This window comes from Streptomyces sp. NPDC127106, from assembly GCF_042677605.1.
Lineage (GTDB): Bacteria > Actinomycetota > Actinomycetes > Streptomycetales > Streptomycetaceae > Streptomyces.
Map to the genome: position 1 here is coordinate 1 of NZ_JBHXTC010000040.1, position 24,715 is coordinate 24,715.

General features: G+C 75.0%; 20 protein-coding genes and 1 pseudogene. 10 read left to right on the plus strand and 11 right to left on the minus strand.

The window, feature by feature from the left end; genetic code table 11:
* A pseudogene (locus ACFVGY_RS27220) lies at positions 1-136 on the plus strand (allophanate hydrolase subunit 2 family protein); the annotation flags it as partial.
* A gap of 103 nt (positions 137-239) precedes the next feature.
* Here the strand turns inward: ACFVGY_RS27220 and ACFVGY_RS27225 are convergent.
* From ACFVGY_RS27225 to ACFVGY_RS27240, 4 genes are all read right to left on the minus strand, one after another.
* On the minus strand, positions 240-866 hold the full coding sequence (locus ACFVGY_RS27225) for an ATP/GTP-binding protein (protein WP_385681710.1): 627 nt from the start codon (positions 864-866) through the stop codon (positions 240-242).
* Positions 847-1,257, minus strand: a complete 411-nt coding sequence (locus tag ACFVGY_RS27230; RefSeq protein ID WP_385681814.1) for a DUF742 domain-containing protein — start codon at positions 1,255-1,257, stop codon at positions 847-849. The genes ACFVGY_RS27225 and ACFVGY_RS27230 overlap by 20 nt, the downstream gene beginning before the upstream one ends.
* A 160-nt stretch (positions 1,258-1,417) precedes the next feature.
* A complete protein-coding gene (locus ACFVGY_RS27235) occupies positions 1,418-1,855 on the minus strand; it encodes a roadblock/LC7 domain-containing protein (RefSeq protein WP_360640499.1) in 438 nt (145 codons plus the stop codon).
* Positions 1,852-4,674, minus strand: coding sequence for a nitrate- and nitrite sensing domain-containing protein (locus ACFVGY_RS27240; protein ID WP_385681712.1), 2,823 nt, complete (start codon positions 4,672-4,674; stop codon positions 1,852-1,854). Before ACFVGY_RS27240 ends, ACFVGY_RS27235 begins: the two co-directional genes overlap by 4 nt.
* Before the next feature lie 422 nt (positions 4,675-5,096).
* Between ACFVGY_RS27240 and ACFVGY_RS27245 the strand changes: the two genes are divergently transcribed.
* Complete coding sequence (locus ACFVGY_RS27245) at positions 5,097-5,603, plus strand: hypothetical protein (RefSeq protein ID WP_385681714.1); 507 nt, start codon at positions 5,097-5,099, stop codon at positions 5,601-5,603.
* A gap of 127 nt (positions 5,604-5,730) precedes the next feature.
* Here the strand turns inward: ACFVGY_RS27245 and ACFVGY_RS27250 are convergent, their stop codons facing one another.
* The 4 genes from ACFVGY_RS27250 to ACFVGY_RS27265 form a co-directional block, all read right to left on the minus strand.
* A complete protein-coding gene (locus ACFVGY_RS27250) occupies positions 5,731-10,410 on the minus strand; it encodes a hypothetical protein (RefSeq protein ID WP_385681716.1) in 4,680 nt (1,559 codons plus the stop codon).
* A 76-nt stretch (positions 10,411-10,486) separates the two neighbouring features.
* The gene (locus ACFVGY_RS27255) at positions 10,487-11,386 is read right to left on the minus strand and encodes a hypothetical protein (protein ID WP_385681718.1); all 900 of its coding nucleotides are present in this window, start codon (positions 11,384-11,386) and stop codon (positions 10,487-10,489) included.
* A complete protein-coding gene (locus ACFVGY_RS27260) occupies positions 11,383-11,550 on the minus strand; it encodes a hypothetical protein (RefSeq protein WP_385681720.1) in 168 nt (55 codons plus the stop codon). Before ACFVGY_RS27260 ends, ACFVGY_RS27255 begins: the two co-directional genes overlap by 4 nt.
* Entirely contained in the window at positions 11,547-13,052 is a 1,506-nt protein-coding gene (locus ACFVGY_RS27265; protein WP_385681722.1) for a hypothetical protein, read from the minus strand. Before ACFVGY_RS27265 ends, ACFVGY_RS27260 begins: the two co-directional genes overlap by 4 nt.
* 101 nt (positions 13,053-13,153) lie before the next feature.
* Here ACFVGY_RS27265 and ACFVGY_RS27270 point away from each other — a divergent pair, with 101 nt between their 5' ends.
* From ACFVGY_RS27270 to ACFVGY_RS27280, 3 genes are read left to right on the plus strand one after another with little or no spacing between them, the layout of a single operon-like run.
* Positions 13,154-13,915, plus strand: coding sequence for a LamB/YcsF family protein (locus tag ACFVGY_RS27270; RefSeq protein ID WP_385681816.1), 762 nt, complete (start codon positions 13,154-13,156; stop codon positions 13,913-13,915).
* Entirely contained in the window at positions 13,912-14,529 is a 618-nt protein-coding gene (locus ACFVGY_RS27275; protein WP_385681724.1) for an allophanate hydrolase subunit 1, read from the plus strand. Before ACFVGY_RS27270 ends, ACFVGY_RS27275 begins: the two co-directional genes overlap by 4 nt.
* A complete protein-coding gene (locus ACFVGY_RS27280) occupies positions 14,526-15,404 on the plus strand; it encodes a biotin-dependent carboxyltransferase family protein (RefSeq protein WP_385681726.1) in 879 nt (292 codons plus the stop codon). The genes ACFVGY_RS27275 and ACFVGY_RS27280 overlap by 4 nt, the downstream gene beginning before the upstream one ends.
* 98 nt (positions 15,405-15,502) lie before the next feature.
* Here ACFVGY_RS27280 and ACFVGY_RS27285 read toward each other — a convergent pair whose 3' ends face one another.
* Together ACFVGY_RS27285 and ACFVGY_RS27290 are read right to left on the minus strand one after the other, a co-directional pair.
* Entirely contained in the window at positions 15,503-16,900 is a 1,398-nt protein-coding gene (locus ACFVGY_RS27285; RefSeq protein WP_385681727.1) for a HEAT repeat domain-containing protein, read from the minus strand.
* 354 nt (positions 16,901-17,254) lie between these two features.
* Positions 17,255-17,677 (minus strand): ankyrin repeat domain-containing protein, encoded by a 423-nt coding sequence (locus ACFVGY_RS27290; protein WP_385681729.1) that lies wholly within the window; start codon positions 17,675-17,677, stop codon positions 17,255-17,257.
* Between the two features lie 282 nt (positions 17,678-17,959).
* Here ACFVGY_RS27290 and ACFVGY_RS27295 point away from each other — a divergent pair, with 282 nt between their 5' ends.
* On the plus strand, positions 17,960-18,154 hold the full coding sequence (locus tag ACFVGY_RS27295; RefSeq protein WP_030162614.1) for a hypothetical protein: 195 nt from the start codon (positions 17,960-17,962) through the stop codon (positions 18,152-18,154).
* 35 nt (positions 18,155-18,189) lie between these two features.
* On the plus strand, positions 18,190-19,854 hold the full coding sequence (locus ACFVGY_RS27300) for a hypothetical protein (protein WP_385681731.1): 1,665 nt from the start codon (positions 18,190-18,192) through the stop codon (positions 19,852-19,854).
* 32 nt (positions 19,855-19,886) lie between these two features.
* Here ACFVGY_RS27300 and ACFVGY_RS27305 read toward each other — a convergent pair whose 3' ends face one another.
* Positions 19,887-21,389, minus strand: coding sequence for a PLP-dependent aminotransferase family protein (locus tag ACFVGY_RS27305; protein ID WP_385681733.1), 1,503 nt, complete (start codon positions 21,387-21,389; stop codon positions 19,887-19,889).
* A gap of 253 nt (positions 21,390-21,642) precedes the next feature.
* Here ACFVGY_RS27305 and ACFVGY_RS27310 point away from each other — a divergent pair, with 253 nt between their 5' ends.
* The 3 genes from ACFVGY_RS27310 (at position 21,643) to ACFVGY_RS27320 (ending at position 24,598) form a co-directional block, all read left to right on the plus strand.
* On the plus strand, positions 21,643-22,413 hold the full coding sequence (locus ACFVGY_RS27310) for a glycerophosphodiester phosphodiesterase (protein ID WP_385681735.1): 771 nt from the start codon (positions 21,643-21,645) through the stop codon (positions 22,411-22,413).
* Positions 22,414-22,479: 66 nt separating this feature from the next.
* Positions 22,480-23,877: an MFS transporter gene (locus ACFVGY_RS27315; RefSeq protein WP_385681737.1), complete on the plus strand. Its 1,398-nt coding sequence runs from the start codon at positions 22,480-22,482 to the stop codon at positions 23,875-23,877.
* 346 nt (positions 23,878-24,223) lie between these two features.
* Complete coding sequence (locus tag ACFVGY_RS27320) at positions 24,224-24,598, plus strand: RNA polymerase-binding protein RbpA (RefSeq protein WP_007262928.1); 375 nt, start codon at positions 24,224-24,226, stop codon at positions 24,596-24,598.
* The last annotated feature ends 117 nt before the right edge of the window (positions 24,599-24,715 follow it).

Below are 24,715 nucleotides of genomic sequence, written 5' to 3' on the forward strand. Positions count from 1 at the left end.
GCTGGGCGCCGTCCAGGTGCCGCCGGACGGCCTGCCGGTGGTGTTCCTGGCGGACCACCCGGTGACGGGCGGCTACCCGGTGGTGGGGGGGGGGGGGCGCGGGGCCGCGCGGGGGGGCGCGGGCCCCGCGCCCCCCCACCCCCCGCGTGCGCGCGGGGCGCGCCGCCCGCTGCCGGGGGGGGCGGCGGCCCCCCCCCCCGCCTGCGTGCGCGGGGGGCGGCCGCGCCCGGGCCCCGTGCTCAGGTGCCCGCGGGCAGGCTCCGGCGCCGGGCGCGGGCCAGGGACATCGCGTGTTCCACGACCCCGACGAGGACGTCCTTGACGGATTCCCGGTCGCGCGCGTCGCACAGCAGCACCGGCACCCCGGGGTCGAGGTCGAGTGCTTCGCGCACGGACACCACGGGGTGGCGTTCGGCGCCGTCGAAGCAGTTGACGGCGATCGTGAACGGGATCTCGCGGCGTTCGAAGTAGTCGACGGCCGCGAAGCAGTCGGCGAGCCGGCGGGTGTCGGCCAGGACCACCGCTCCGAGGGCGCCCTGGGCCAGTTCGTCCCAGAGGAACCAGAAGCGGTCCTGTCCGGGAGTGCCGAAGAGGTACAGGACCAGGTCCTCGCGCAGGGTGATGCGTCCGAAGTCCATGGCCACGGTGGTGGTGCTCTTGCTCTCCACTCCCCCGGTGTCGTCGACGCCGATGCCGGGCTGGGAGAGGTCCTCCTCGGTGCGGAGCGGTCTGATCTCGCTGACGGCTCCGACCATGGTGGTCTTGCCGACCCCGAAGCCGCCCGCGACGAGGATCTTCAGGGTCAGCGGCTCGACCGGGGACACGGCGTGCATGGCACCGGTGCGGCTAGAGCGCCCGAAGGCCATCGATCACCTCACGCAGAATGGATTCGTCGGGCAGTTCGGCCGGTGGTACCGGCCGGGTCACGTGGACCAGTTCGTCGTCGGCCAGGTCCCCGATCAGGACCCGTACGACGCCGACCGCGAGGTCGAGTTCGGCCGCGAGCTCGGCGACCGACTGCGGCCGCTCGCGGCACAGGTCGAGGATGTGGGCGTGCTCCGGGGACAGGTTCATCTCCCAGACCGGGTCGTCGGCCGCCGGTTCGGCGACGACGAGCGCGATCAGGTCGAGCCGGTGGCGGCCGGCGTGGCTGGTCCGGCCACGGGTCATCGCGTACGGCCGGACGACGGGACCTGCGTCGTCGTCGAACCAGTGGGGGTGGGCGGGGTCCGGCGGGGTGCCCGCGCCGGGATCCACATGGGCCGCGTAGCCCCCGTAGGCCCGGTGGTCCCCGTGCTCCCCGTAGTCCCCGTAGTCCCCGTGGCTTTCTTGGCCCTCGTGGTCCCCTTGGCCCCCGTGGTTCGGCTGGTCCCGGTAGTCCCGGTGGTCCTGGCCTGGATCGCTCATACGGTCCGTTTCACCCCCCGGCTGGCAGCCCGGAGCGCGGCGCGGTCGACAGGTGGTCGCCCACCCGCTTGACCATCAGGGTCATCTCGTACGCGACCTGCCCCACGTCGGAGTCGGCGTCCGAGAGCACGGCCAGGCAGCTGCCTTCGCCGGCGGCCATGACGAAGAGGAAGGCCTCGTCCAGTTCGACGACGGTCTGGCGGACGCCGCCGGATTCGAAGTGGCGGCCGACGCCCTTGGCCAGGCTGTGGAAGCCGGAGGCCACGGCGGCCAGGTGCTCGCTGTCCTCGCGCGTCAGGTCCTTGGAGCTGCCGGTGGGCAGGCCGTCCCCGGAGAGGATCACTGCCTTGCGGATGCTGCCGACCCGGTCGACGAGCTCGTCGAGCAGCCAGTTGAGCTGACCGGAGCCGCGGCTCCGGGTGTCGTTGCCGGTCTGCGGTGCGGTCATCGACCGTCCCCCTCGTTCTCGTTCTCGCTCCGGTGCCCGGGACCGGTGGTGGCGCTGGTGGCCGTCCCGGCCTCGGACTGCTGCTGTGCCTGTTGTCGGCGGCCCGCCGTCCAGCCTCGCTGGAGTGCGGACATGCGCGTGCGTACTTCCTCGGCGTCCCGGTCGGCCACCGGGTCCGCGGCGGCTTCGGTGGGTGCCGCGCCCACGGACTTCCTCAGCTGGGGCGCCAGGCTGGCCTGGCGGACGCGCTTGGGCAGCCCGCCGGTGCCTCCTGACGGAGCGGGTGCCTGCCCGGGGGCCGAATCGGGCCGGCCCCCGGGCTGCGGGGGCTGCGGGGCCGCGGAGACCGGGCGGGGCTCCACGCGGCGGCCGTGCTCGGCGACGAGCGTCGGGGTGGGACGGCGGCGCGGCAGCGGCACGGGGCCGGGGCCCCGGGCACCGTCGGGTCGGGAGCCGCGCAGCCCGTCGGAGCGGTGGCTGTCCAGCCGGACCGGGCCGGTGGGCGTCAGCGGCTCCCGTTCGCGGTCACGCCCCCGGTCGCGCTCGCGGTCCCGGGCCGGCCTGCGGTCGGGGTGCGACCGGTCGGCGGGGCGCAGCCCCAGCAGGGCGCTGCGCGGGGTGCCCTGGGGCGGGGTCTCGTCGTCGAGGGTGGCCATGGCGGGGCGGCCGCCGGCGCCGGTGGGTCCGCCGAGGCCGGTGGTCATCTCGTCCAGGGGGGCGGGGTCGTCGATGCCGTCGAGGTCGAGTGCGCCGAGGGGGGCTTCGAGTTCGACGGGGCGGCGGCTGTCGCCGGAGCGCAGGGGCCGGCCCGCGGCGGGGCCGTGCCGCAGCGCGGTCGGGGTGGTGCGGGCGGGCCGCTTGCCGCCGGAGCCGGGCTTGCCGTGCTGGCGGTCGCCGATGCGGAGGCCGCTGCCGTTGGTGTCGGGGGCGTCGGTGAGCAGGGCGGCGGGGAGGAAGACCACGGCGGTGGTGCCCCCGTACGGGCTGGGCTGGAGGACCACCTTGATGCTGTGGCGCTGGGCGAGGCGGCTGACGACGAACAGACCGAGGCGGTCGGTGTCGGAGAGTTCGAACTCGGGGGTCTCGGCGAGCCGGAGGTTCGCGTCGAGCATGGCTTCGGGGTTCATGCCGAGGCCGCGGTCGTGGATCTCCAGGGTGAAGCCGTTGGCTACGTGCTCGCCGTGGACCTGGACGGCGGTGTGCGGGGGCGAGAAGACGGTGGCGTTCTCGAGGAGTTCGGCGATGAGGTGCGTGACGTCGGCGACGGCCGGTCCGGCGATGCCGAGACGCGGCAGGCGGCGTACCTCGATGCGCTCGTAGTCCTCGACCTCGGCGACGGCGGCGCGTACGACGTCCATGAGCTGGACGGGCTTGCGCCACTGGCGGGAGGGGGCGGCGCCGGAGAGGATGACGAGGCCCTCGGCGTGGCGGCGCATGCGGGTGGTCATGTGGTCGAGCCGGAAGAGGTCGGCGAGCTCCTCGGCGTCCTCGGTGCGCCGTTCCATGGTGTCGAGCAGGGTCAGCTGGCGGTGCAGGAGAACCTGGTTGCGGCGGGCGAGGTTGACGAAGACCTCGGAGACGCCCTTGCGGAGTTCGGCCTGCTTCACGGCGGCTTCGACGGCTGCGCGCTGAAGGGTGTTGAGGGCCTGGCCGACCTGGCCGACCTCGTCCTTCTCGTACTCGAGGCGGGGAGCCTCGGTCTCGACGTCGACGTGTTCGCCGGCGGCGAGGCGGCGCATGACGGCGGGCAGCCGGACGCCGGAGACCTCGTGGGCCTCCTTGCGCAGCCGGGACAGGTCGCGGACGAGGTCGCGGCCGATGCGCACGGAGAGGATCACGGAGACGAGGAGGGCCAGGAAGCCGAGGATGCCGGCGACGGCCGCCTGGAGGAGGACGCTCACGGCGACGGGCTCGACGCGCTTTTGGTAGCGGTCGCCCGCGGCCGTGCCCATGGTGGCGAGGTCGTCGAGGACCTTGTTCGCGGCCTCGTCCCACTGGGCGGGGGTGAGGCTGCGGGGGTTCTTCCCGGCGCCGCCGGCGAGGAACCGCTCCTCGGCGTCGCGCAACGGCTTGGTCTGGGGGCCCTTCCAGTACTGCTCGAAGACCTCCCGGTCGGCGGCGGGGAGGATGGCGAGGTTGACGTCGTAGAGCAGGTTGCGGTTGGCGGCGAAGTCCGAGACGTGTCGGAGGTCGGCGGCGCCGACGTTGCGGGCGGCGAGGGCGGCGGCGATGACGGCGTCTTCGCGGGAGAGCGTCTCGCGGGCGCGGGTGATGCCCACGAGCGCGCGGCCCTGCTTGTCCATCTCCACGTTCTCCAGGGCGTGGAGGTTCATGAGGAAGTCGTAGCAGGGGTCGACGAGGCGGCTGTAGAGGTCGAGCGCCTGGTTGGGGTCGAGGGTGTTCTGGTCGACGGAGCGGCGCAGGGCGCCGATGCCGTGGAAGGCGTCGAGGATGGAGCTGAGCCGCTGGGCGGCCGCAGGTGCGAGTTCCTCGGCGACCTCGGGGTCCTTGGCGTTCTTGCTGATGCGGTCGACGAGCTCGTCGGTGGCGGCGCGCCGTTTGGTGAGTTCGGCGGTGGCGGCGGAGGCGCGGGGGTCGCCGATGACGACGAGGGTCTGGCGGCGTTCCTTCTGCAGGACGCGGACGGCGTCCTCGATGGGGTAGCCGACCTTGTCGATGACGTAGGCGACGTCGAGGAGTTGGAGGGCCTCGCGGCCGGTGACGACGGTGGAGAAGCTCCAGAGCGCGGTGAGGGAGACGAGCGGCACGAGCAGCAGCGCCACGATCTTCCGGCGGATGGACTTCCCGCGAAGCCGCATGGCCTCCCCAGCCTCCCCCAGCTCAACCCCCGTGCAGGAGATTGGTGTTCCGTCGTTCAAACGGCGTGAGCCTACTACTGCAGTGCCACGGCTTCGAAGGCGTGTCCGGACGTTTTCGGCCGGACGCCTTCGCGAAGGTCACGAGTTGTCCGATACTTCCGGTCAAGTGCGGCCCGTTATGTGGCAGATGACACTTCGTGGGGCCTCGGCCCCACCCGTGGGACGGATGGCTGGAATTCTTCGTTCCGGCTGGTTCGGCGGGGCCGGTGGGGGTCCGGCGGAGCGGGGGAAAGTACCGCGATGCGGGAATCCCTCGGCGTCGCCGTACGTCTACCTGTTCGAGGGGATTCGTCGGGCGGGGGTCGTTCGGCCGGGGCCGGCCGGGTAGACATGACCGGCAGTGCGGAGGGGAGGCGCGGGCCATGGGGATCTACGAGGGCACGGGCGCGGCAGCGGGGTCGGGTGCCGGCGCGGGGGCGTCCGGGGGCGTGGGCCCGGGCGGGCCGAGGTCGTCGCTGTGGCAGGAGGAGCCGGTCGGGCGGCGGCGGCTGCCCGATCCGGTGCGGGAGTCGGCGGTGCGGGCGGTGCTGATCGTGGCCGTCACGCTGACCGGGGCGACGATCACCTTCTTCCTCACGCTGACCGGCTCCTGGCTGGCCTTCCCGATGGCGCTCGTGTCGATAGCCGGGACCGTGGTGGCGACGTGGTCCGTGCTGGACGTGCTGATCACCCGGCAGATGTGGAACCAGCGGTACGGGGTGGTGTCGGAACCGAGCAGCACGGCGCGGGGCTCGCGGCGGCAGGCGCGCCGGGCCCGGCGGGAGGCCCGGTCGGCCGGGCGAATACCGCGGAAGGGCAGGCCGCCGGCCGCGTCCGCATGGCCGTCCGCGGCGGCGGACTCCCGCTACGGGGCGACCGGCCGGGGCTGATCCGGCGCCCGGCCGCGGGAGCGGCGGGGCCCGGCCGTACCGGCCGCCCCGGGCGGGCCGGCCGACTGACCGGGGCGATGCCGCGGGGGGGCGGGGCGGGCCGCCCCGCGCGCGGAGGCGCGGGTGGTCAGGTGGCTGCGCCGGTGCGGCGGAACATGCGGGTCGCCGTGATCTCGCCGTGGATCGTCTCGCCCTCGGCGGACGGCTGGGGCAGGCCGGGGCGCAGGTGCTCCTCGACGCTGATGTACTTCAGTCCGGCCCGCAGGTCCGCGTCGTTGCGCAGGCGGATGACCAGCGGGAACTCGGCGAGGGCCGTCGTGTCGAAGAGGCCGGTGGTGTACAGCAGCTGGACGCCGAGGGCGTCGGAGACGGCCCGCTGGAGTTCCAGCAGGTATGTGGCGTTGGCGCGGCCGATGGGGTTGTCGAGGAACAACGTGCCCGCGTGGCGGTGCTTGTCGCGGCCGCGGTCGTTGCTGCGCAACGCCGCCATGGTGCAGTAGAGCGCGATCGCGGCGGTCAGCAGCTGGCCGCCGGAGAAGACGTCGCCCATCTGGCCGACGGGGACGCGCTCGGCGCGCAGGACGGCGTCCGGCTTGAGGATCTCCACCGCGACGCCCTTGGGCTCCAGGGCTGCCTGGACTCCGCGGAGCAGCAGGGACATGCCGTCGCGGCGGCCCTCGCCGAAGGCGGCGTTCTTCTTGACCGCGGAGCGGGTGGCGTCGTCGATGACCTCGCCCAGGCGTTCCGTGAGGGTGGCCTGGTCGGGTTCCTCGAAGCGGATGCGCAGGAACTCCTGGCCGGACCATTCGCCGAGGCCGTCGGGGAGGTGGGAGAGCCGCTGGGCGGAGCGCAGCGTGGCCAGGGCGGACTCCACGAGGCCGCGGAGCCGGTCGACGATGCTGTCGCGGTTGCGTTCCAGCTGGGCGAGTTCGTCGGTGAGGACGCGCAGACGGGGCGCGAAGGCGGCCGCCCAGGCCGCGGCGTGATCGGGCAGGGCGGAGGCGGGCAGTTCGCGGATCTGCTGGCGCGCCGGGGTGCGTACCTGCTCGTAGCGGTTCGCGTTGGCGTGCCGGACGAGGATGTCGCTGGCCTCGCGCACGGCGGCCTCGGCGGCGGAGAGGTCGGCGGCCGCGGCACGCAGGGAGCGGCGGGTCTCGGCGGCGGACTGGCGGGCCTCTTCCAGGGTGCCGGGGTGGGCGGCGGGCTCCTGCTCGTCGTCGTGCGGGGTGTGGTCGCGCAGCAGGTCGCGCAGGAGGGCGGCGGTCTCGTCGAAGCCGCCGGCGCCGTCCTCGGCAGCGCGGTGGGCACGCAGCAGGTCGGTGTGGGCGGCGCGCGCGGCTTCCACGGCGGCGGTGTGGGCGGCGAGCTGGGCGGTGGCGGTGCGCAGCAGGATCTGGGCCTGTTCGACGTCCCCGGGGATCATCTCCTCGGGCAGGTCGGTGTGGGCCTCGCCGTCGGCCGGGGCATGGCGTTCGGCCTCGCCGCGCAGCCGGCCGAGCTGCTCGCTGGCCGCGGAGGCGCGGCTCTCCAGCATCTGGACGAGGGCTTCGGCGCGGGCGGCGGCCGCCTGGCGGGAGGGGCCGTCGGCGCCGTCGGTGCCTTCGAGGAGCTGGGCGGCGCGGGTGCGCACCTTGTTGGTGAGCCGGTCGAGTTCGGCGAGGGCGGCGCTCTCGTCGCTCTCGGCGCGGGCCTGTTCGGCGCGCAGGTCGGCGCCGACGCCGACCTTCTCGTAGAGCTGGGAGGCGGCCCGGTAGGCCTCGCGGAGGTCGGGCAGGGGGCGGTGGCCGTCCTGGTCGGTGGTCTCGTCGTCCGGGAGGGTTTCGGGGGCGCCGGCGATCTCGGCGCGTTCGGCGCGCAGGGCGCGGGCGGTGCGGCGGGCGTCGTCGGCCGCGCGCTGGGCGGCGCGGCGGTCCTCGTCGGCTGCGCGGGCCCGGTCGAGGCAGATCTCGGCGCGGGCCTCGCACTCGGCGGCCTCGTCGGCGAGCTCGCGGGCCTTGACCTGCCAGCCGGCACGCTCGCGCAGGCGGAAGGCGAGGCCGGCGAGGGCATCGGCGGCGCGGCGTGCGCGCTGGGCGGCGTCCTGCCGCTCGTCGCGGACGCGGGCGGCGTCGGCGGCGGCCTCCTCAACCTCGGCACGGGCGGTGCGGGCCTCGGCGAGTTCGGCGTCCGTCTCCTCGGCGAAGGTGCGGGCGGCCGTGGCCTGCTCGGCGAGTTCGGTGAGGCGGCCGGGCGGGCAGCCGGTGCGCCAGGAGGCGAGCCGGGCGGCGAGTTCCCGGTCGCCGGCGAGGCGGGCGGCGAGGTCGCGGATCTCGGTGTCGCGGGCGGTGGCACGGGCGCGCAGGGCCTGGCGTTCCTCGTCGGCGGCGTGCTCGTCGTGCATGGCCGGGTTCGGCGGGACGATGAAGATGCCGGCGGCGGCGCCGGCCGCCGGGTCGGCGCCGGCCGGGGGGACGGGGGCGAGGAGGGCCGCGGCCGTGCCGACGGCGACGGTGGAGCGGGGCAGCAGGGCGGCGCCGCCGAGGACGTCGCGGGCCCGGGAGTGGGTGTCGGGGTCGGTGATGATGACGCCGTCGACGAGTTCGGGGCGGGCCGCGAGGACGGCGGCGTGGTCGGCGGGGTCGACGGACTGGGCGAGGTAGCGCCAGCCGGGGAGGGCGGGGATGCCGTGCTCGCCGAGGAATTCGACGGTGGCGAGCACGTCGGGGCCGGGCGGGAGGAGGCCGCCGTCGCCGAGGGCGCCGAGGATGCGGGCGTCGTCGGCGGCGGCGGTACGCAGGTCGAAGAGTTGGCGTTCGGCAGAGGCGACGGCGTCGCCGAGGAGGGTGCGCAGGTCCTCGGCGTTCCGGTCCAGGTCGGCGGCGGAGAGTCCGCCGACGGCCGGGTCGTGGGCCGGGTCGGGGTCGGCGGCGGCCGGGCCGCCGTCCGCGCCGCGCGGGCGGGGGACGGTGGTGGGTCGGGCGGCGGACGGGAGGCCGAGGAGTTCGGCGAGGCGGGGGGAGTCGGCCAGGGAGGCGGCGACGAGCTGTTCGGCGGCGTGGGCGGCCTCGGCGGCGTCGGCGGCGTCCGCGGCGCGGGCGGCGGTGAGTTCGGCGCGGGATTCCGCGGCGGCGGCCTCCCGGGCGGCGTCGGCGGCGGTGCGGGCGGCGTCGCGGGCCTCGTCCCAGGCGGCGACGGCGACGGTCTCGGCGTCGCTGGCGGCGAGGGCGGCGCGGGCCGGGTCGGCGTCGGGCGCGGAGTCGTCGAGCCAGCCGGCGCGGACGGCCTCGGCGGTCTCCTGCTGGACCTCGGCGAGCCGGGCCCGCAGGTGCTCGGCCTCGCTGCGGGCGCGCTGGGCGGCGGTGGCGGCGGCGGTGGCGTCGCGGTGGGCGGCCTCGCCGGCGGCCTGGAGGGCGGCGGAGCGTTCCTCCTCCTCGTTGGCGACGTCCTCGCCCTGTTCGGCGGCGGTGTGCAGGGCCCGTACGAGGGCGGCGGCGGCCGAGGCACGGGCGGCGAGGGCCGGGGCGGCGTCCCGCTCGGCCTCCAGGATGGCGGCGGCGACGCGGGCGGAGCGGTCGGCGGCGGCGCGGTGGCGCAGCACGGTCTCGGCGGCCTGCCAGGCGGCGTGCAGGGTGCGGGCGTCGAGGAGTTCGCGGCGCTGGGCGGTGGCGGCCTTGTCGGCGACGGTCAGGGCCAGCGAGGCGTGCCGGTAGGCGAGTTCGGCGGCGATGGCGGCGCTGCGGTCGCGGGAGGCCTCGGCGGCGGTGACGGCGTGGGCGGCGCCGGTGACGCGCTGGGCGAGGTCGGCGGCGCGGCCGCGTTCGGCGGCGGCGCGCGCGGACAGCCGTCGGGCGAGGGTGCGGGTGCGGCGTTCGGCTCCGGCATGGACGTCGCGGAGCCGGGAGCGGGTCTCCGCAGCCTCGACGATCTTGGTGAGGAGGTCCACGGAGCCGGCGGTGAAGTCCCGTTCGGCCATCAGCTCGGCGCGACGACCGAGCTTGTTGCCGAAGCCGTGGACGAGGTCGGCGAGGCCGTCGGTGTCGCGGGTGTCGGTGACGGCGCGCAGCAGGAGGTCGGTGAAGTCGGAGTCCTTCTTGACCGCGAAGAGGCCCGCGGCCTCGCCCTCGTCGGCGTTCATCTCGCGCTGGTAGCGGAAGAGTTCCGGGTCGAGGCCGAGTTCGGTGAGGTGCTCGTTCCAGCGGTCGTGGATCTCCTCGAAGTAGACCTCGAGGTGCGGGTACGCCTTGCCGGCCTCGGTGAGGGCGTCTCGGAAGCCCTTCATGGTGCGGCGGCGGCCCTGGGCTCCGGAGGCACCCTCGGCGGGCGGACGGACGGCGGTGGACTCGGCGACGGGCAGGTTGTCGAGGCTGAGGCCGGGGCCGGGACGGAAGGAGTACCAGGCTTCGGCGAACTTGCGGGGGTCGTTGGAGACCTGGCGGCCGCGCCATTCGCTGACCTTGCCGACGACGACGCATTCGCCGGTCTGGGTGTGCTGCCATTCCAGGGCGACGTGGCCGCAGTCGTCGGCGAGCAGGAACTTGCGCAGTACGCCGGAGCTGGCACCGCCGAGGGTGTTGCGGTGGCCGGGCAGCATCACCGAGAAGATCAGCTTGAGCAGGACGGACTTGCCGCCGCCGTTCTCCAGGAAGAGCACGCCGGCGGGGGCGGGGCGGCGCGGCGGGCCGGCGGGCTCGTCCTCGAAGAACTCCGCCTGGGTGGGTGCCGGGTGGGGCACCGGGGCGCCGACTCCGCGCAGGTCGAGCACGGTGTCGGCGTAGCGTGCGCCGGCGGGCCCGATGGAGTAGAGGCGGATCCGGGACAGCTCGTACATGGCGGCGGGCTCTCGTGGTGTCTGGTGGGTGGTACGGGACGTTCGGTGGGGGGCGCGGGGCCGGGCGAGCGCGGGCTCAGGCGTGGAAGGGGAGCCCGGCGTCGGGGGCGAGCTCCAGGTCGTCGCCCTCGGGCGGCGGCAGGAGGCTGGCGGTGCCGTCGCTGACGGGGACCACGCCGAGTTCCAGGAGTTCGGCCATGGCCGCGCTGCCCGCCATGTCGCGGACCTGGAGCTGGTAGCGGGGGGTGGTGCGGTAGGTGCCGCCGGCGTCGTCGCCGGTGCGCTGGAGGAACCCGGAGTCGGTGAGGAAGGCGGCGGCCTTGCCGACGATGCCGGTGGTGGAGCCGGCGAGGCGGCGGGCGTCCTTGGTGGCGCCGGTGGCGCTGCGGCGGGCGTAGACGCGCCAGGCGGCCTCCAGGCCGGGGGCGTCGGTGGCCGGGTCGGTGTTCTCGCCGGTCTCCTCGGCCCGCTCTTCCAGGCGGTGGCAGGCCTGGCGGACGAAGGCGTCGACACCGTTGACGGTGACGCGGCCGATGTAGCCGTCGTCGGCGAGGTCCTCGGGGCGGGGGAAGGCGAGGGCGGCGAGGGCGAGGTGGGCGAGGCCGTGGAGGAAGCGGTCGCCGGAGTCGGCGGTGGTGCGGCGGGCGTAGTCGCCCATGCGGACGGCGAAGAGGGAGTCCTCGCCTGCGGCGACGGCCATGCCGGCGCGCGGGGACACCTCCAGGACGATGAGCCCGAGGCCGGTGGCGACGGCGTCGGCGAGGCGGCCGAAGGCGGGGTCCTCGCGGTAGCGGCGCAGCAGTTCGGCGTATTCGGCGTCGCGGGCGGGCAGCAGCTTGGGCTGGAGTCCGAAGGCGACGAGCCGGGCCGCGTCCGCGGCGTCGGCGGGCGTCAGGTGTGAGCCGGCCGGGGCGGACGGCGCCGTCGGGGCGTCGGCCTCGCTCCACGCGGGGTGCTCGGCGTGGTGGTCGGTCACGGGTACTGCCTCTCGTGGTGTGCGGTGCTGGTGCGGGCGCGCGGGGCGGCCGGGTCGGCGGAGCGGGGCCGGGGGTGGTGACCGGGGTGGTACCCGGGGTGGTGCCTGGCGGCGGGGCGGGGCGGGGTGCCGGCTCTGGGCGGGGTGCCGGCGCGGGGGATCATGCGGCCTCCGTGCGGTCCGCGGTCATCGCCGCCGCGTCGAGCAGGGCGGTGCCGACGATCAGGTCGGCGCCGCCGAACTCGGGGTCGTCGAGCTCGGTGCCGTCGTCCACCGCGAACAGGAGCCGTTCCTCGCCCTGCCGGTACGCCGTTCCGACGGCCGGGCTCGCGGCGTGGACGGCGAGCAGGGCCACCAGGTACGGCAGGTCCGGGTCGGTGCGGCGGGCCTCGGCGAGCAGCCCGGACAGGCGGCGCGGGGCGTCGGGCGGCAGGTCCAGCAGCTCCATCGCGGCGGCGAGCTGCTCCTCGCTGAAGCGGCTGTCGTCAGGGGTGGCGATGAGGTCCGGCTCGGGCATCTCGACACCGAGGTGCTCCCGTTCGACGGGCGGGGTGAGCAGGATGTCGACGAGGTCGGCGACCCGTACGGAGACGGGGGTGCGCAGCCCGGTGCCGGCGGCGAAGAAGGCGTCGGTGACGCGCGTCGCCTCGGCGACGGGGAGCGGCAGCACGGGGGCGACCAGCTGCCCGTACAGGTCGATCCCGGAGCGCGGGGCGGGGGCGGCGAAGGCCTGCCGGTCCTGTTCGGCGCGGAACAGCGGGCCAGCTTCGAGCAGCCGCGACTGGAGCTGGGTGTGGCGGCGGATGCAGTCCTTGACGATGTCGACGAGTTCGGCGGCGCGCCGCTTGTTCTCCGGCTCCTCGGCCTCGTCGCGGACCTTGCGGATGTTCGTGAGGATGGCGTTCTCGTGCCGGTAGCGGTCGGCGACGTGGTCGAGGGCCTCCTCGATCATGTCGGGGACGGACTGCAGCCAGTCGACGGCGCGGACGTTGCGCCGGGTCGCCTCCAGGGTGCGGCGCAGGGTCTCGGCGTACTGGACGGTGCGGTAGCGGGCCTGTTCGGCGGCGAGCTGGGCGTCCGCGAGGCGGCCGCGGCTGACGAGGACCTCGAGTTTGACCTCGGCGGCGATCTGGGCGCTGGTGACGTCGGTGTCGAGGGCGCCGACGAGGACGTTGACGGCCTCGTCGGTGGTGCGCAGGTAGACGGCGCCGCCGTAGCCGGGGACTTCTTCGAGCAGTTTGAAGTCGTAGTCGCGGCGGACGTAGACGCCGTCGGGGCCGAAGGTGCCGTAGATCGCGCGGAAGCCGCGGTCGACGCTGCCGACGTTGATCAGGTTCTCCAGGACCCAGCGGGCCACGCGCTCGTGCTCGGCCGTCGGCCGGTCGGGGGCCTGGGCGGCGACGCGCGGCAGCAGCCGGGCCACTATCTGGTCGTGGTCGGCTCCGGTGTCGAAGTCCATGTGGAGCGTGACCAGGTCGATCGCCGCGAGGGCGACTTCGGCCATCGCGTAGATCCCGTACTCGCCGGCGAGGTTGGCCTTGCGTACGTCGAGGTCGTGGAGCGGGGCGGTGCAGGCGAGCGCGCGCAGCCGCCGGGCCAGGCCCTCGTCGGCGGCCGGGCCCGGCGCCGGGGACGGAAGGGTCTTCGCCGGGGCAAGGAGAGTCACGGACAAAGATTAGGCGCTGATAGGGACAACAGCCCAAACGGCATGGTTCGACCCGATCGGCACTGCTCTAGGCTCACGCCATGGCTTCCATGATCACACCTCTGATCGATCTCAATGCCGACCTGGGTGAGGGTTTCGGGCGGTGGAGGCTGACCGACGACGAAGCCCTGCTGTCCGTCGTGACCAGTGCGAACGTCGCGTGCGGCTTCCATGCCGGGGACCCGTCCATCATGCGCCGGGTGTGCGAGCTGGCCGCACAGCGGGGGGTGCGGATCGGTGCGCAGGTCTCGTACCGCGATCTGGCGGGTTTCGGGCGGCGCTCGATGGACGTGCCGCCCGACGAGCTGGCGGACGAGGTGGCCTACCAGATCGGGGCGCTGGAGGTGTTCGCGCGGGCGGCCGGCTCCCGGGTGTCGTACGTGAAACCGCACGGAGCCCTGTACAACCGGACCGTGCACGACGCAGGTCAGGCGGCCGCGGTCGTCGCCGGCGTCCGTACGGCGGCGGGCCCGGACGGCGACCTGCCGGTGCTGGGACTGCCCGGGTCGCTGCTGCTGAGCGCGGCGGAGGCGGCCGGGCTCACGCCCGTCCCGGAGGCCTTCGCGGACCGGGCGTACGCGCCCGCCGGGACGCTGGTGCCGCGCCGGGAGCCGGGGGCGGTGCTGCACGATCCGGACGCGGTGGTCGCGCGGGCGGTGGCCCTGGCCGTCGAGGGCGCGGTGACGGCCGCGGACGGCTCGCGGATCGCGGTGCCGGCGCGCTCGCTGTGCCTGCACGGGGACACGCCGGGGGCGGCCGGGCTGGCGCGTCGGGTGCGGCAGGCCCTGGACGCGGCGGGCGTCCGCGTGGAGGCCTTCGCGTGAGGGCCCTGGTCGTGGGCGGCGAGGCGGTGCTGGTCGAGCTGGACTCGGCGGCGGAGGTGGTCGCGCTCCACGCCGAGGTGCTGCGCCGGCGCGACGCCGGCGGGCTGGGGCCCGTGCGGGACGTCGTCCCGGCCGCGCGGACGGTGCTGTTGGACGGAGTGCGCGAGCCGCGGGCGCTGGCGGACCGGATCGTGCGCTGGGAGGTGCCGCCGCTCGCGGAGGCGGAGGGGCCGCTGGTCAGCGTCCCGGTGCGGTACGACGGGCCGGACCTGGCGGAGGTGGCCGCGCTGTGGCGGGTGCGGGAGCAGCAGGTCGCAGAGGTCGTCGGGTCGATCGTCTTCCGGGTGGCGTTCTGCGGGTTCGCGCCCGGGTTCGGCTACCTGACCGGGCTGCCGGAGCGCTTCCACCTGCCCCGGCGGGCCACACCGCGCACCGCGGTGCCCGCGGGTTCGCTGGCGCTGGCGGGCGAGTACGCCGGTGTGTACCCGCGCTCCTCCCCCGGCGGCTGGCAGCTGATCGGGACCACGGACGCGGTGCTGTGGGACCCGTCCCGCGAGCCGGCGGCCCTGTTCGCGCCGGGCGTGCGGGTGCGGTTCGAGGAGGTGGGCCGGTGAGCGGCGCGAAGGCACTGGAGGTGGTCCGTCCCGGCGCCCTGACCACGGTCCAGGACCCGGGCCGGCCCGGGTACGCGCACCTGGGCGTGCCCCGGTCGGGCGCGCTGGACACGGCCGCCTACGCCCTGGCCAACCGGCTGGTGGGCAATCCGCGGGACGCGGCCGTCCTGGAGACCACGTTGGACGGCGTGGGGCTGCGGGCCGCGTCCGCGGTGACGGTCGCGGTCACGGGCGCGCCGTGCGCGGTACGCGTCTCAGGTCGCCCGGTGGCCTGGGGGGCACCGGTCCTGGTCCCGGCGGGGGCGGATCTGGAGGTGGGCCGGGCGGAGTCGGGGGTGCGCAGCTACGTCGCCGTGCGGGGCGGCTTCGTCGTGCCGCCGGTCCTGGGCAGTCGCTCGACGGACCTGCTGTCGGGGCTGGGGCCGGCCGTGCCGTCGCGCGGGGCCGTGCTGCCGGTGGGGCCGGCCGGACCGGATCCGGTGTGCGGCGCGGACGTGCTGCCGGCACCGGGGGCTCCTGCGGAGCTGGTGCTGCCGGTCCGCTCGGGTCCGCGGGCGGACTGGTTCGAGCCGGCTTCGCTCGCGGCGCTCTGGCATTCGGCGTACCGGGTGTCCCCCGCGTCGAACCGCATCGGGCTGCGCACGGAGGCGGGGACACCGCTGGTCCGCGCGCGGGCCGGGGAGCTGCCGAGCGAGGGCGTGGTGCTGGGCGCCGTCCAGGTGCCGCCGGACGGCCTGCCGGTGGTGTTCCTGGCGGACCACCCGGTGACGGGCGGCTACCCGGTGGTCGGCGTCGTCCCGCCGGGCCCGGCGCTGGACGCCGCCGCACAGGCCCGCCCGGGGGTTCCGGTGCGGTTCGTGAGGCAGGCGGGGTGAGTGAGGCCTCCCCCCTCCCGTGAACGCCCATGGGCGGTGCCCCGCGCGTCAGGCGGCGGGCACCGCCCATGGGCGTGAGCCACGGGACCGGGGTCCCGCTACGAGGCCGTCTCCGGTGCGATGCGGCTGCGGACGGCGGACTGTACGTCCTCCTCCTCCGCCGGATCGGATGCCAGGCGGCGGAGCCGCGGGGCGACGCGGACGTCGGCGGTCTCGGCGTGGCGGGCCGCCACCTCACGGGTGGTCTCCTCGCAGTCCCACAGGCACTCCACCGCGAAGCCCGACGCGAAGGTGGGGTCCGTGCCCGCCAGGGCGCGGGCGGCTCGGCCGCGGAGCTGGGAGGAGGCCGTCTCGCGGTAGACGTGCCGCAGGACGGGCGCCGCGCAGCCGATGGAGAGCCGGCCGGCGCCGTCGACCAGGGTGTACAGGCGCAGGGAGTCCGGGCCGGAGCCGCGGACGGTGGAGCGGAGGGCGCCGAGGACCAGGCCCGCGTCCTCGGCTTCGCCGTGGGAGGCGAGGAGGGCGGCGGCGGCCTCGCCGAGGGCGTCGGGGCGGTGGATCCAGCTGCGGGCCCGGTCGAGGGCGGCGGGGCCGGTCATGCGTTCGTAAGCGGCGACGGCGGGTTCGTCGGCGGCGGCTTCGATGAGGTCCAGGACGACCGGGTTCTCCGGCTCGGCGAGGACGAGGTGGTGCAGGGCGGTGGCGCGGGCGGCGTCCCCGGCGGCGCCGGCGGCCGCGGCGAGGATGGTGCCGCGGTCCCCGGGGGAGGCCACGGCGGCGAGACAGCGCGCGGCGGGCACGTGCAGCGGGGTGCCGCGGCGCAGCCCGTCGGCGGCCCATTCGAAGACGGCCTGGACGCCCCAGCCGGGCCGGGGGCCGTTGGGGGTGAGCTGGCGCTGCCAGCGGTCGAAGGAGCCCTGGCGGCGTGCCGCGCCGAGGCGGGCACCGTACTCGGCGGTCTCCTCCCACAGGCACCAGGGGCGGGGCTCGTAGGCGTCCCGGACGGCGGCGGCCAGCCGCGCCTCACCCTCCTGCGTGGCGGGGAAGCGGGCGAGCACGGGTGCGGCCAGGGACAGCAGTCCCTCGTCGTCGTCGCGCAGGGCGAGCTCGTCGAGGGCCCAGGCCCAGTTGGCGCCGGAGGCGGCGTACCGGCGCAGCAGGATGAGTGCGTCGTCGCGCCCGTACGAGGCCAGGTGGCCCAGGACGGACAGGGCGAGTCCGGTCCGGTGGTCGCTGTCGTCGACGAGGTCGTCGGCGCTGAAGAGGTGGCTCTCGATCTCGCCCAGGGGACCGTCGAGGTCCAGGTACAGGCGGGCGTAGTACAAGGAGCGGTTCTCGACCTGCCAGTCCTGGCGCGGATCACGGAGTACGCACTGGTTGAGGGCCTGGAGGGCCTCGGCCCGAGGGGCCGCGAGTGCGTGCAGGGTGCCGTCGCCGCGGCCCCGCTGGAGGAGCCCGAGCAGGGTGCCGCTTGGCGCTATGACGGGTTCGAACATGGGAATGGCCTCAAATCAAGCTGGGGACGCAACCGGGAATCGGGATTCACAGGGCCGCGTAACAGCATGTGAGGACGTCCGCCGTCGTCTTGTTCCGCTCGATGTTGACCATTGCCTTCTCACTCTCGTCGGTGCTTCGCGACCAGGGCCGGCCGGGGGGGGTTCCGCAGGGGGTGGGCCGGAACACGGTCGTCGTGTCCTGCCCCCTCCTGCCCGTCCGCCGTGCTCGCGAATCGAATCCGACGCCATGATGACCCAGCCGGTTTGTGCGCCGCGACCACATTTACGGCCGCCGTGACCAAGCCGTGAGGTCGGTGCCGGGTCACACCATGCCAGGTCACGGCCGAAAGTGGACTACTTGGCTCCGAAGAGTTCGAGAAGGTCCGCCTTGGCGAACATGCGCGCCGTGTCCACGGCGGAGGGGGTCCCCGCGTGCGGGTCGGCGCCGGCGGCCAGGAGGGCGCGGATGACGGCCTCCTCGCCCTTGAAGACGGCTCCGGCGAGCGGGGTCTGGCCGCGGTCGTTGGCGCGGTCGGGCTCGGCGCCGCGCTGGAGCAGCGCGGTGACGGTGTCGGCGTGGCCGTGGTAGGCGGCCAGCATGACGAGGGTGTCGCCGCGGTCGTTGGTGAGGTTGGCCGGGACGCCGGCGTCGAGGTAGGCCGCGAGCATGGCGGTCTCGCCCTGGCGTGCGAGGTCGAAGACCTTGCTGGCCAGCTCGATGACGTCCGCGTCGGGGGCGTCCTGGGAGCCCCTGTCGGTGGGCTGGTGCTCGCTCATCGGTCGCGTTCCGCCTTCCACTCGTGCGCGTCCATTCGGGTGAATCGCCAGGGTAGCGCCCCGACCTGCACGGACGGGGTCCCTGTCCACGGCACGGGCACCCTCACGGGCACCGTCCGACCGGCACCGGCGCCCCCGCAGGGAGCCGGCAGGCCGCTCGGGCTGAGCCGGCCAAGTGAAAGAACCGGAAATTCACCCGTACGCACCTTTTATCGCATTGATACTTCCTGTGAGCTAGGGACAACTGATGGTGACTGTCCCCACCCACCAGGAGAAACTCTCATGATCCTCTCCATTTCGGGCGTCGTCCTGCTCGGCATCATCGCGTTCCTCTTCTTCAAGAAGGACGGGATGAAGCTCAGCCACGCCTTCGTCTGCGCGCTGTTCGGCTTCTTCCTCGCCGGTTCCGCCATCGCCCCCAGCATCACGGCGAGTACGGCGAGCCTCGCGAGCCTCCTCGGCGGGATCAAGCTCTAGCCGTCCCCGTCCCACCGCAACTCCAGGAGACGCCCGTGGCCCGGCGCCCACTCCCCCGCCTCCTCGGCAGCCGCACCCTGTCGCCCGCCCGGGGACGCGAGCTCGCCCGAACGGCCGCCGACAGTGCCACGGACGTCCTCCATCCGCTCCTGGTCATCGGGCGCGGCCTGCGCGTCCTGGCCTCGGCCGCACGGCGCAGATGGGCCGCCACCCCCAAGGACAGGCGCGGTCCCGCCCTGTTCCTGGGCACGGCCGTCGTCCTGGTCCTCGCGCTCGTCCCGTACGGGCCCGCGCTCGCCCTCGCCGCCCTGATGGCGGCGGCGGCCTGGCAGGGACGCGGGCGCGCCCCGGTCAAGACCGGGCCCGGCGCCGCCGAGCTCGAGCGCCTCGGCTCCCTGTACGAGGCGCTCGTGCCGTACTTCTCCACCCCGGACGACCCCAGTCCGCTCTTCGCGCACGGCGGGGAGTGGCAGCGGGCCTTCAGCGGGTACGACTTCGACGCGGCAGGCCGGATCACCCGGCTCCGGATCCGCTACCCGGCGTACTTCACGGACGGCGAGCCCGGCTCCCGGGCCCGGATCGAGTCCCTGCTGCACGCGAAGTCGGGGCGCGGCCGGGAGTACCTCTTCGACTGGGACGAGGAGGGCAACCAGCTGGACCTGCGGGTCCTGGAGCCCCTGCCGACGGGGGTGCCCGTCCAGCCGTTCGTCACCTCGCCCGGCGAGACCGTGCTGGGCTTCACCGACGCGGACGGCGTGCAGCGCACCCTGCCCGTGGTGGAGGACGGCGCACAGCACGACGTGCCGCCGGTGATCTGGCGCACCGGGCCGCGGTCCGCCGAACCGCATCTGCTGGCCGTCGGCCACCCCGGCAGCGGTACCTCCACCCTGCTGCGCTCGATCGCCCTGCAGGCGCTGCGGCACGGGGGCGACGTCCTCGTCGTGGAGGGCGGCGGCAGCGGCGAGTTCGCCTGCCTGTCGGGCCGCCGCGGCGTGCCGGCCGTGGAGTGCGGGCCGGCCGGGGCGCTGGCCGCGCTGGAGTGGGCCGCCCACGAGACCGAGCGCCGCCTCGTCGCCACGCACCGGGCCCGCGAGGCCGGGCGTCCCGTGCAGGAGGACGTCCGGCGTCCACTGTGGATCCTGCTGGACCGGCCCGGCGTGCTGGCCCACGTCGCGGCGGCCGAGGGGGCTCCCGATCCGTTCGTCCGGCTCCAGGTGCCGCTGCGGCACGGCCGCGCCGCGCACGTCACGGTGGTGGTGGCCGAGCAGTTCGACCACCTGGAGCTGCTGGGCGACGCGGTCTGGCAGCACACGCGGGCCCGGATCGTGCTCGGCCCCGCCTCGGTCGTGCAGGTCGGCGACGTGCTGGGGCTGCCGCCGCACACCACCCCGACCCCGCAGGTGCCGCCGGGCCGCGGGTACGCCCGGCTCGGCTCCGGGCCGGTGCACCGCCTGCAGGTGCCCGCGGCCCCGGACCCGTACGACGAGGACGCCGACCCGGCGCACCGGCAGGCCGTGCTGGAGCTGCTGCCGGACCGGCCGCAGACGGCCCAGGGCGGCGGCGCCCCGGGCGGCCGGGCCTCCCCTGCCGCGTCGCTCCGCGTCCAGCCCCCGGCGCAGGCGCAGGGGCAGGGGCAGGAACAGGGGCCGGAGGCCGACGCCGCGGAGCGGATCCCGGAGGTCCCGGCGGAGGCTCCCTGAGGCGGGGCGCCGGGCGGCCTCGGGGAGTCCGCTCAGGCCACGAAGGTGCGCGGGGGCTCCGCGCCGCTGCCGCCAGCGCCCGTGCTGACCAGGCGGGCGGCCGCCGCGAGCCGGGCCGCCGCCTCGTCGGCCACGGGTCCGCCGACCGTGAAGGGCAGACGGACGTAGCCCTCGAAGGCGCCGTCCACGCCGAACCGCGGGCCCGAGGGGACCCGTACGCCGACCCGCTCGCCCACCTCGGCCAGCCGCGAGCCGGACAGCCCGCCGGCCCGGGCCCACAGGGTCAGCCCGCCCTGCGGGACCTCGAACTCCCAGTCGGGCAGCTCCCGGCGTACGGCGGCGACCAGCGCGTCCCGGTTCTCCCGAGCCTGCTCGCGGCGGAGCTGCACGGCCTCCTGCCAGCCGCCGGTCCGCATGAGCCAGTTCAGGGCGAGCTGCTCCAGCACCGGTGTGCCGAGGTCGGCGTACGCGCGGGCGGCGACGAGGCTGCGGATGACGTCGGGGGCGGCGCGGACCCAGCCGATCCGCAGGCCGGCCCAGAAGGCCTTGCTGGCGGACCCGACGGTGATCACGGTGGACCCGGCCGGGTCGAAGGAGCAGACGGGCCGGGGCGTGTCGAGGCCGGGGTCGAGGCGGAGCTCGGCCATGGTCTCGTCGACGACGAGCACGGTGCCGGCGGAGCGCGCGGCCTCCACCATGGCGCGGCGCTGTTCCGCGGAGGCCAGGGCGCCGGTCGGGTTGTGGAAGTCGGCGACGACGTAGGCGAGGCGGGGGGCGGCGTCGCGCAGCACCTGCCGCCACACGGCCAGGTCCCAGCCGGACAGTCCGTCGGCCATGGCGACCGGTACGAGTCGCAGGCCCGCGGCGCGCATGAGCTGGAGGATGTTGGCGTAGGAGGGGGACTCGACCGCGACCCGCTCGCCGCGGCCCGCGAAGAGGCTGCAGATGGCGTCCATGGCGCCCATGGCGCCGGTGGTGACCATGATCTGCTCGGGCATGGTGGGAATGCCCCGCTCGGTGTACCGGTCGGCGAGCATCCGCCGCAGGGCGGGCAGTCCGGCCGGGTAGTCGCCGTGGGTGTGCGCGTACGGGGGCAGTTCCTCCAGGGCACCCTGCACGGCCTTGGTGAGCCAGGGCTCGGGGGCCGGGAGCGCGGCGCAGCCGAGGTCGATCATCGAGCCGAGGGACTCGGGCGGCAGCGGCTCCAGGCCGCGGGCGGGCAGCGGGTTGCCGGCGGGTACGGCGGTCCAGCTGCCGGCGCCGCGGCGGGATTCGAGGAACCCCTCGCCGCGCAGGGCCTCGTACGCGGCGGCGACGGTGGTGCGGGAGACGGAGAGGGAGACGGCGAGCTCGCGCTCCGCGGGCAGCCGGGCCGCGACCGGAACGCGTCCTTCGAGGACGAGCAGGCGGATGCCGTCGGCCAGGGAGCGGTACGCGGGCGGCTTGCGCGTGCCGGGGGTGCCGGGCCGCTGCTGCTGGGAGGTGATGAGCCGCGCGAGCTGCGCGGCCCCCACTGCCGAGGTCCACTCCGCCATTGGATCCGGTCCACCTTCCTCGGATTGGCCCCTCCGGGTGCGGGATGCGCCCCGGATTGGATTGCCCGTGCAGCCTCAGGGTGCCACGGGCGGGCGGCCCGGGCCAGGGCGGGGTATCCCGGAGCCGTGCCCGGAGCCCGCCCGCCTGTTTCCCCCGGCCAGGGCGGCCCCGAAGCCGGGAGCTGCCCCGGCGTTCACCACGGCTCCACGGCACGGCTGCCGGCCCGCCGCGAGGAGGGGGCATACTGCGGCAGTGACGCACGCAAGCCTTCGCCATCCCTATCTGGACCATCCCGCTCCGATCCCCTTCGCCCACCGGGGCGGGGCCGCGGACGGGCTGGAGAACACCGCCACCGCCTTCCGGGGGGCCGCCGAGGCCGGCTACCGGTACTTCGAGACCGATGTGCACGCCACGGCGGACGGCAAGCTGGTCGCCTTCCACGACGCGACGCTGGACCGGGTCACCGACGGTAGCGGCCGCATCTCGGAGCGGTCCTGGAAGGACCTGCGGCAGGTCCGGGTGGGCGGCAGTGAGCCGCTCCCGTTGTTCGAGGAGCTGCTGGAGGAGTTCCCCGACGCCCGCTGGAACGTCGACATCAAGGCCGAGTCGGCGCTGCACCCGCTGGTCAACCTGATCGCGCGGGCCCGGGTGTGGGACCGGGTGTGCGTGGGCTCGTTCTCGGAGAGTCGGGTGGCACGGGCCCACAAGATCGCCGGGCCTCGGCTGGCGACCTCGTACGGGGTGCGCGGGGTCCTCGGGCTGCGGCTGCGCTCGTTCGCGATCCCGGCTGCACTGCGGGCCGGCGCGGTGGCGGCGCAGGTGCCCGAGACGCAGAGCGGGATCCGGGTGGTCGACCGGAGGTTCGTCCGGGCCGCGCACGAGCGGGGCCTGCAGGTCCACGTGTGGACCGTGAACGAACCGGAACGTATGGAGGCTCTCCTCGACCTGGGGGTCGATGGCATCATGACCGACCGGATCGACATCTTGCGCACGGTACTGGACCGGCGCGGGGCCTGGGCCTGACAGGGCTGCGGCCGCCGCGCGGGTGCCGGGAGGCCGCGCGTCACGGGGACCAGCAAGGGGGCACTCATGAGTGCGCAGACGACAGACGGGGCGGGGACCGGTTCCGAGGACGGTAGACCGGCCGCTACGGCGGCGACGGCGGCCACGGCCGCGTCGCGCAAGCGCGAACAGCAGGGCTGGTACTTCTACGACTTCGCCGTGTCGGTGTACTCGGCGAGCGTGCTGACCCTGTTCCTGGGGCCGTACCTGACCTCCGTGGCGAAGGCGGCCGCGGACGCCGAGGGGTTCGTGCACCCGCTGGGGATCCCGGTGCGGGCCGGTTCGTACTTCGCGTACACGGTGTCGGCGTCGGTGATCCTGGCGGTGCTGCTCATGCCGCTGGTGGGGGCGCTCGCGGACCGGACGGGCCGGAAGAAGCCGCTGCTGGCGGTGGCGGCGTACGTGGGTGCCGCGGCCACCACGGGCATGTTCTTCCTGGAGGGCGACCGCTACCTGCTGGGCGGTCTGCTGTTGGTCGTCGCGAACGCCGCGCTGTCGGTGTCGATGGTGCTCTACAACGCCTACCTGCCGCAGATCTCCACCCCGGACGAGCGGGACACCGTCTCCTCGCGGGGCTGGGCCTTCGGCTACACCGCGGGCTCCGTGATGCTCGTGGTGAACCTCGCGCTCTACCTGGGCCACGACTCCTTCGGGCTCTCCGAGGGCATGGCGGTGCGGATCTGCCTCGCCTCGGCGGGCCTGTGGTGGGGGGCGTTCGCGCTGATCCCGCTGCGCCGGCTCCGGGACCGGGCGGTCGTGCCCGAGCCGGGGGCGGCCCCGGCGCTCAGCGGCTGGAAGCAGCTCGTCGCGACGCTGAAGGACATGCGGCGCTATCCGCTGACCCTGTCCTTCCTGCTGGCGTACCTGATCTACAACGACGGCGTCCAGACGGTGATCTCGCAGGCCTCGGTCTACGGCGCGGAAGAGCTGGAGCTGGAGCAGTCCACGCTGATCGCCGCGGTGCTGCTGGTGCAGGTGCTGGCGGTGGGGGGTGCCCTGGCGATGGGACGGCTGGCGCTGCGGTACGGCGCCAAGCGCACGATCCTGGGTTCGCTGGCGGCGTGGGCGCTGACGCTGGGGGTCGGCTACTTCCTGCCGGCGCGGACCCCGGTGTGGTTCTTCGCACTCGCGGCGATGATCGGGTTGGTGCTGGGCGGCAGCCAGGCGCTGTCCCGGTCGCTGTTCTCGCACCTGGTGCCGGCGGGCAAGGAAGCGGAGTACTTCTCAGCGTACGAGATGAGCGACCGCGGGCTGAGCTGGATCGGGCCACTGGTGTTCGGTCTGACGTACCAGGTCACGGGCAGCTACCGGGACGCGATCATCTCGCTGGTGGTCTTCTTCGCACTGGGTTTCGTGCTGCTGGCGCGGGTGCCGGTGCGCCGCGCGGTGGAGGCGGCGGGCAATCCTGTTCCGGAGCGGATCTGACGGCGGGCCCGGCCGTGATCAGGACACGGCCGGGGCCCGTCCGCCAGGCGGTCGGAGGCCGGATTTCCATGCGATTTCCGAACGGATTTCGACGTCGCAGCAAACGGCCGGTAGTGTACGCCTTTGGCCTGCCAGGCGGACCGTTACTGCGCACTGAAGAAGTGAAGACGTTGGGTGACATCTGCTGCCAGATGTGACAAAACGGGCATTGGTGGGTACAACAAGGGGCGGCACGACGGGCGACGCATCACCCGGAGCGGGAATCTATACCGCCGACCGGACGTTGACCGGATGACGACGACAGCGACACCTGTCCTGTGGGCGACAAGCCCGGGAGGCACGATTCATGAGTGAGCGAGCTCTCCGCGGTACGCGGCTCGTGGTTACCAGCTACGAGACGGACCGCGGCATCGATCTGGCCCCGCGCCAGGCGGTGGAGTACGCATGCCAGAACGGACATCGATTCGAGATGCCGTTCTCGGTTGAGGCAGAGATTCCGCCGGAGTGGGAGTGCAAGGCGTGCGGCGCCATGGCACTCCTGGTCGACGGGGACGGGCCCGAGGAGAAGAAGGGCAAGCCCGCGCGAACGCACTGGGACATGCTCATGGAGCGGCGTACCCGCGAGGAGCTGGAGGAGGTGCTGGCCGAGAGGCTGGCGGTCCTGCGCTCCGGTGCCATGAACATCGCCGTGCATCCGCGGGACAGCCGCAAGTCCGCCTGACGGCCGGACGCGACACGTCCGCCTGCGCGCGGACGGGAGAACAAGCCGGGGGGGCGCGCCCCCCCCCCGGGGGGGGGGGGCGCGGGGGGTGGGGGGGGGGCCGGGGGTGGGGCGCGG

Excerpts from the sequence above, each read along its gene's own strand:
- ACFVGY_RS27250 (WP_385681716.1), bottom strand. The coding sequence starts at position 10,410 with ATGTACGAGCTGTCCCGGATCCGCCTCTACTCCATCGGGCCCGCCGGC.
- ACFVGY_RS27240 (WP_385681712.1), bottom strand. The coding sequence starts at position 4,674 with ATGCGGCTTCGCGGGAAGTCCATCCGCCGGAAGATCGTGGCGCTGCTG.
- ACFVGY_RS27285 (WP_385681727.1), bottom strand. The coding sequence starts at position 16,900 with ATGTTCGAACCCGTCATAGCGCCAAGCGGCACCCTGCTCGGGCTCCTC.
- ACFVGY_RS27290 (WP_385681729.1), bottom strand. The coding sequence starts at position 17,677 with ATGAGCGAGCACCAGCCCACCGACAGGGGCTCCCAGGACGCCCCCGAC.
- ACFVGY_RS27260 (WP_385681720.1), bottom strand. The coding sequence starts at position 11,550 with ATGATCCCCCGCGCCGGCACCCCGCCCAGAGCCGGCACCCCGCCCCGC.
- ACFVGY_RS27225 (WP_385681710.1), bottom strand. The coding sequence starts at position 866 with ATGGCCTTCGGGCGCTCTAGCCGCACCGGTGCCATGCACGCCGTGTCC.
- ACFVGY_RS27235 (WP_360640499.1), bottom strand. The coding sequence starts at position 1,855 with ATGACCGCACCGCAGACCGGCAACGACACCCGGAGCCGCGGCTCCGGT.
- ACFVGY_RS27320 (WP_007262928.1), top strand. The coding sequence starts at position 24,224 with ATGAGTGAGCGAGCTCTCCGCGGTACGCGGCTCGTGGTTACCAGCTAC.
- ACFVGY_RS27295 (WP_030162614.1), top strand. The coding sequence starts at position 17,960 with ATGATCCTCTCCATTTCGGGCGTCGTCCTGCTCGGCATCATCGCGTTC.
- ACFVGY_RS27315 (WP_385681737.1), top strand. The coding sequence starts at position 22,480 with ATGAGTGCGCAGACGACAGACGGGGCGGGGACCGGTTCCGAGGACGGT.
- ACFVGY_RS27305 (WP_385681733.1), bottom strand. The coding sequence starts at position 21,389 with ATGGCGGAGTGGACCTCGGCAGTGGGGGCCGCGCAGCTCGCGCGGCTC.
- ACFVGY_RS27245 (WP_385681714.1), top strand. The coding sequence starts at position 5,097 with ATGGGGATCTACGAGGGCACGGGCGCGGCAGCGGGGTCGGGTGCCGGC.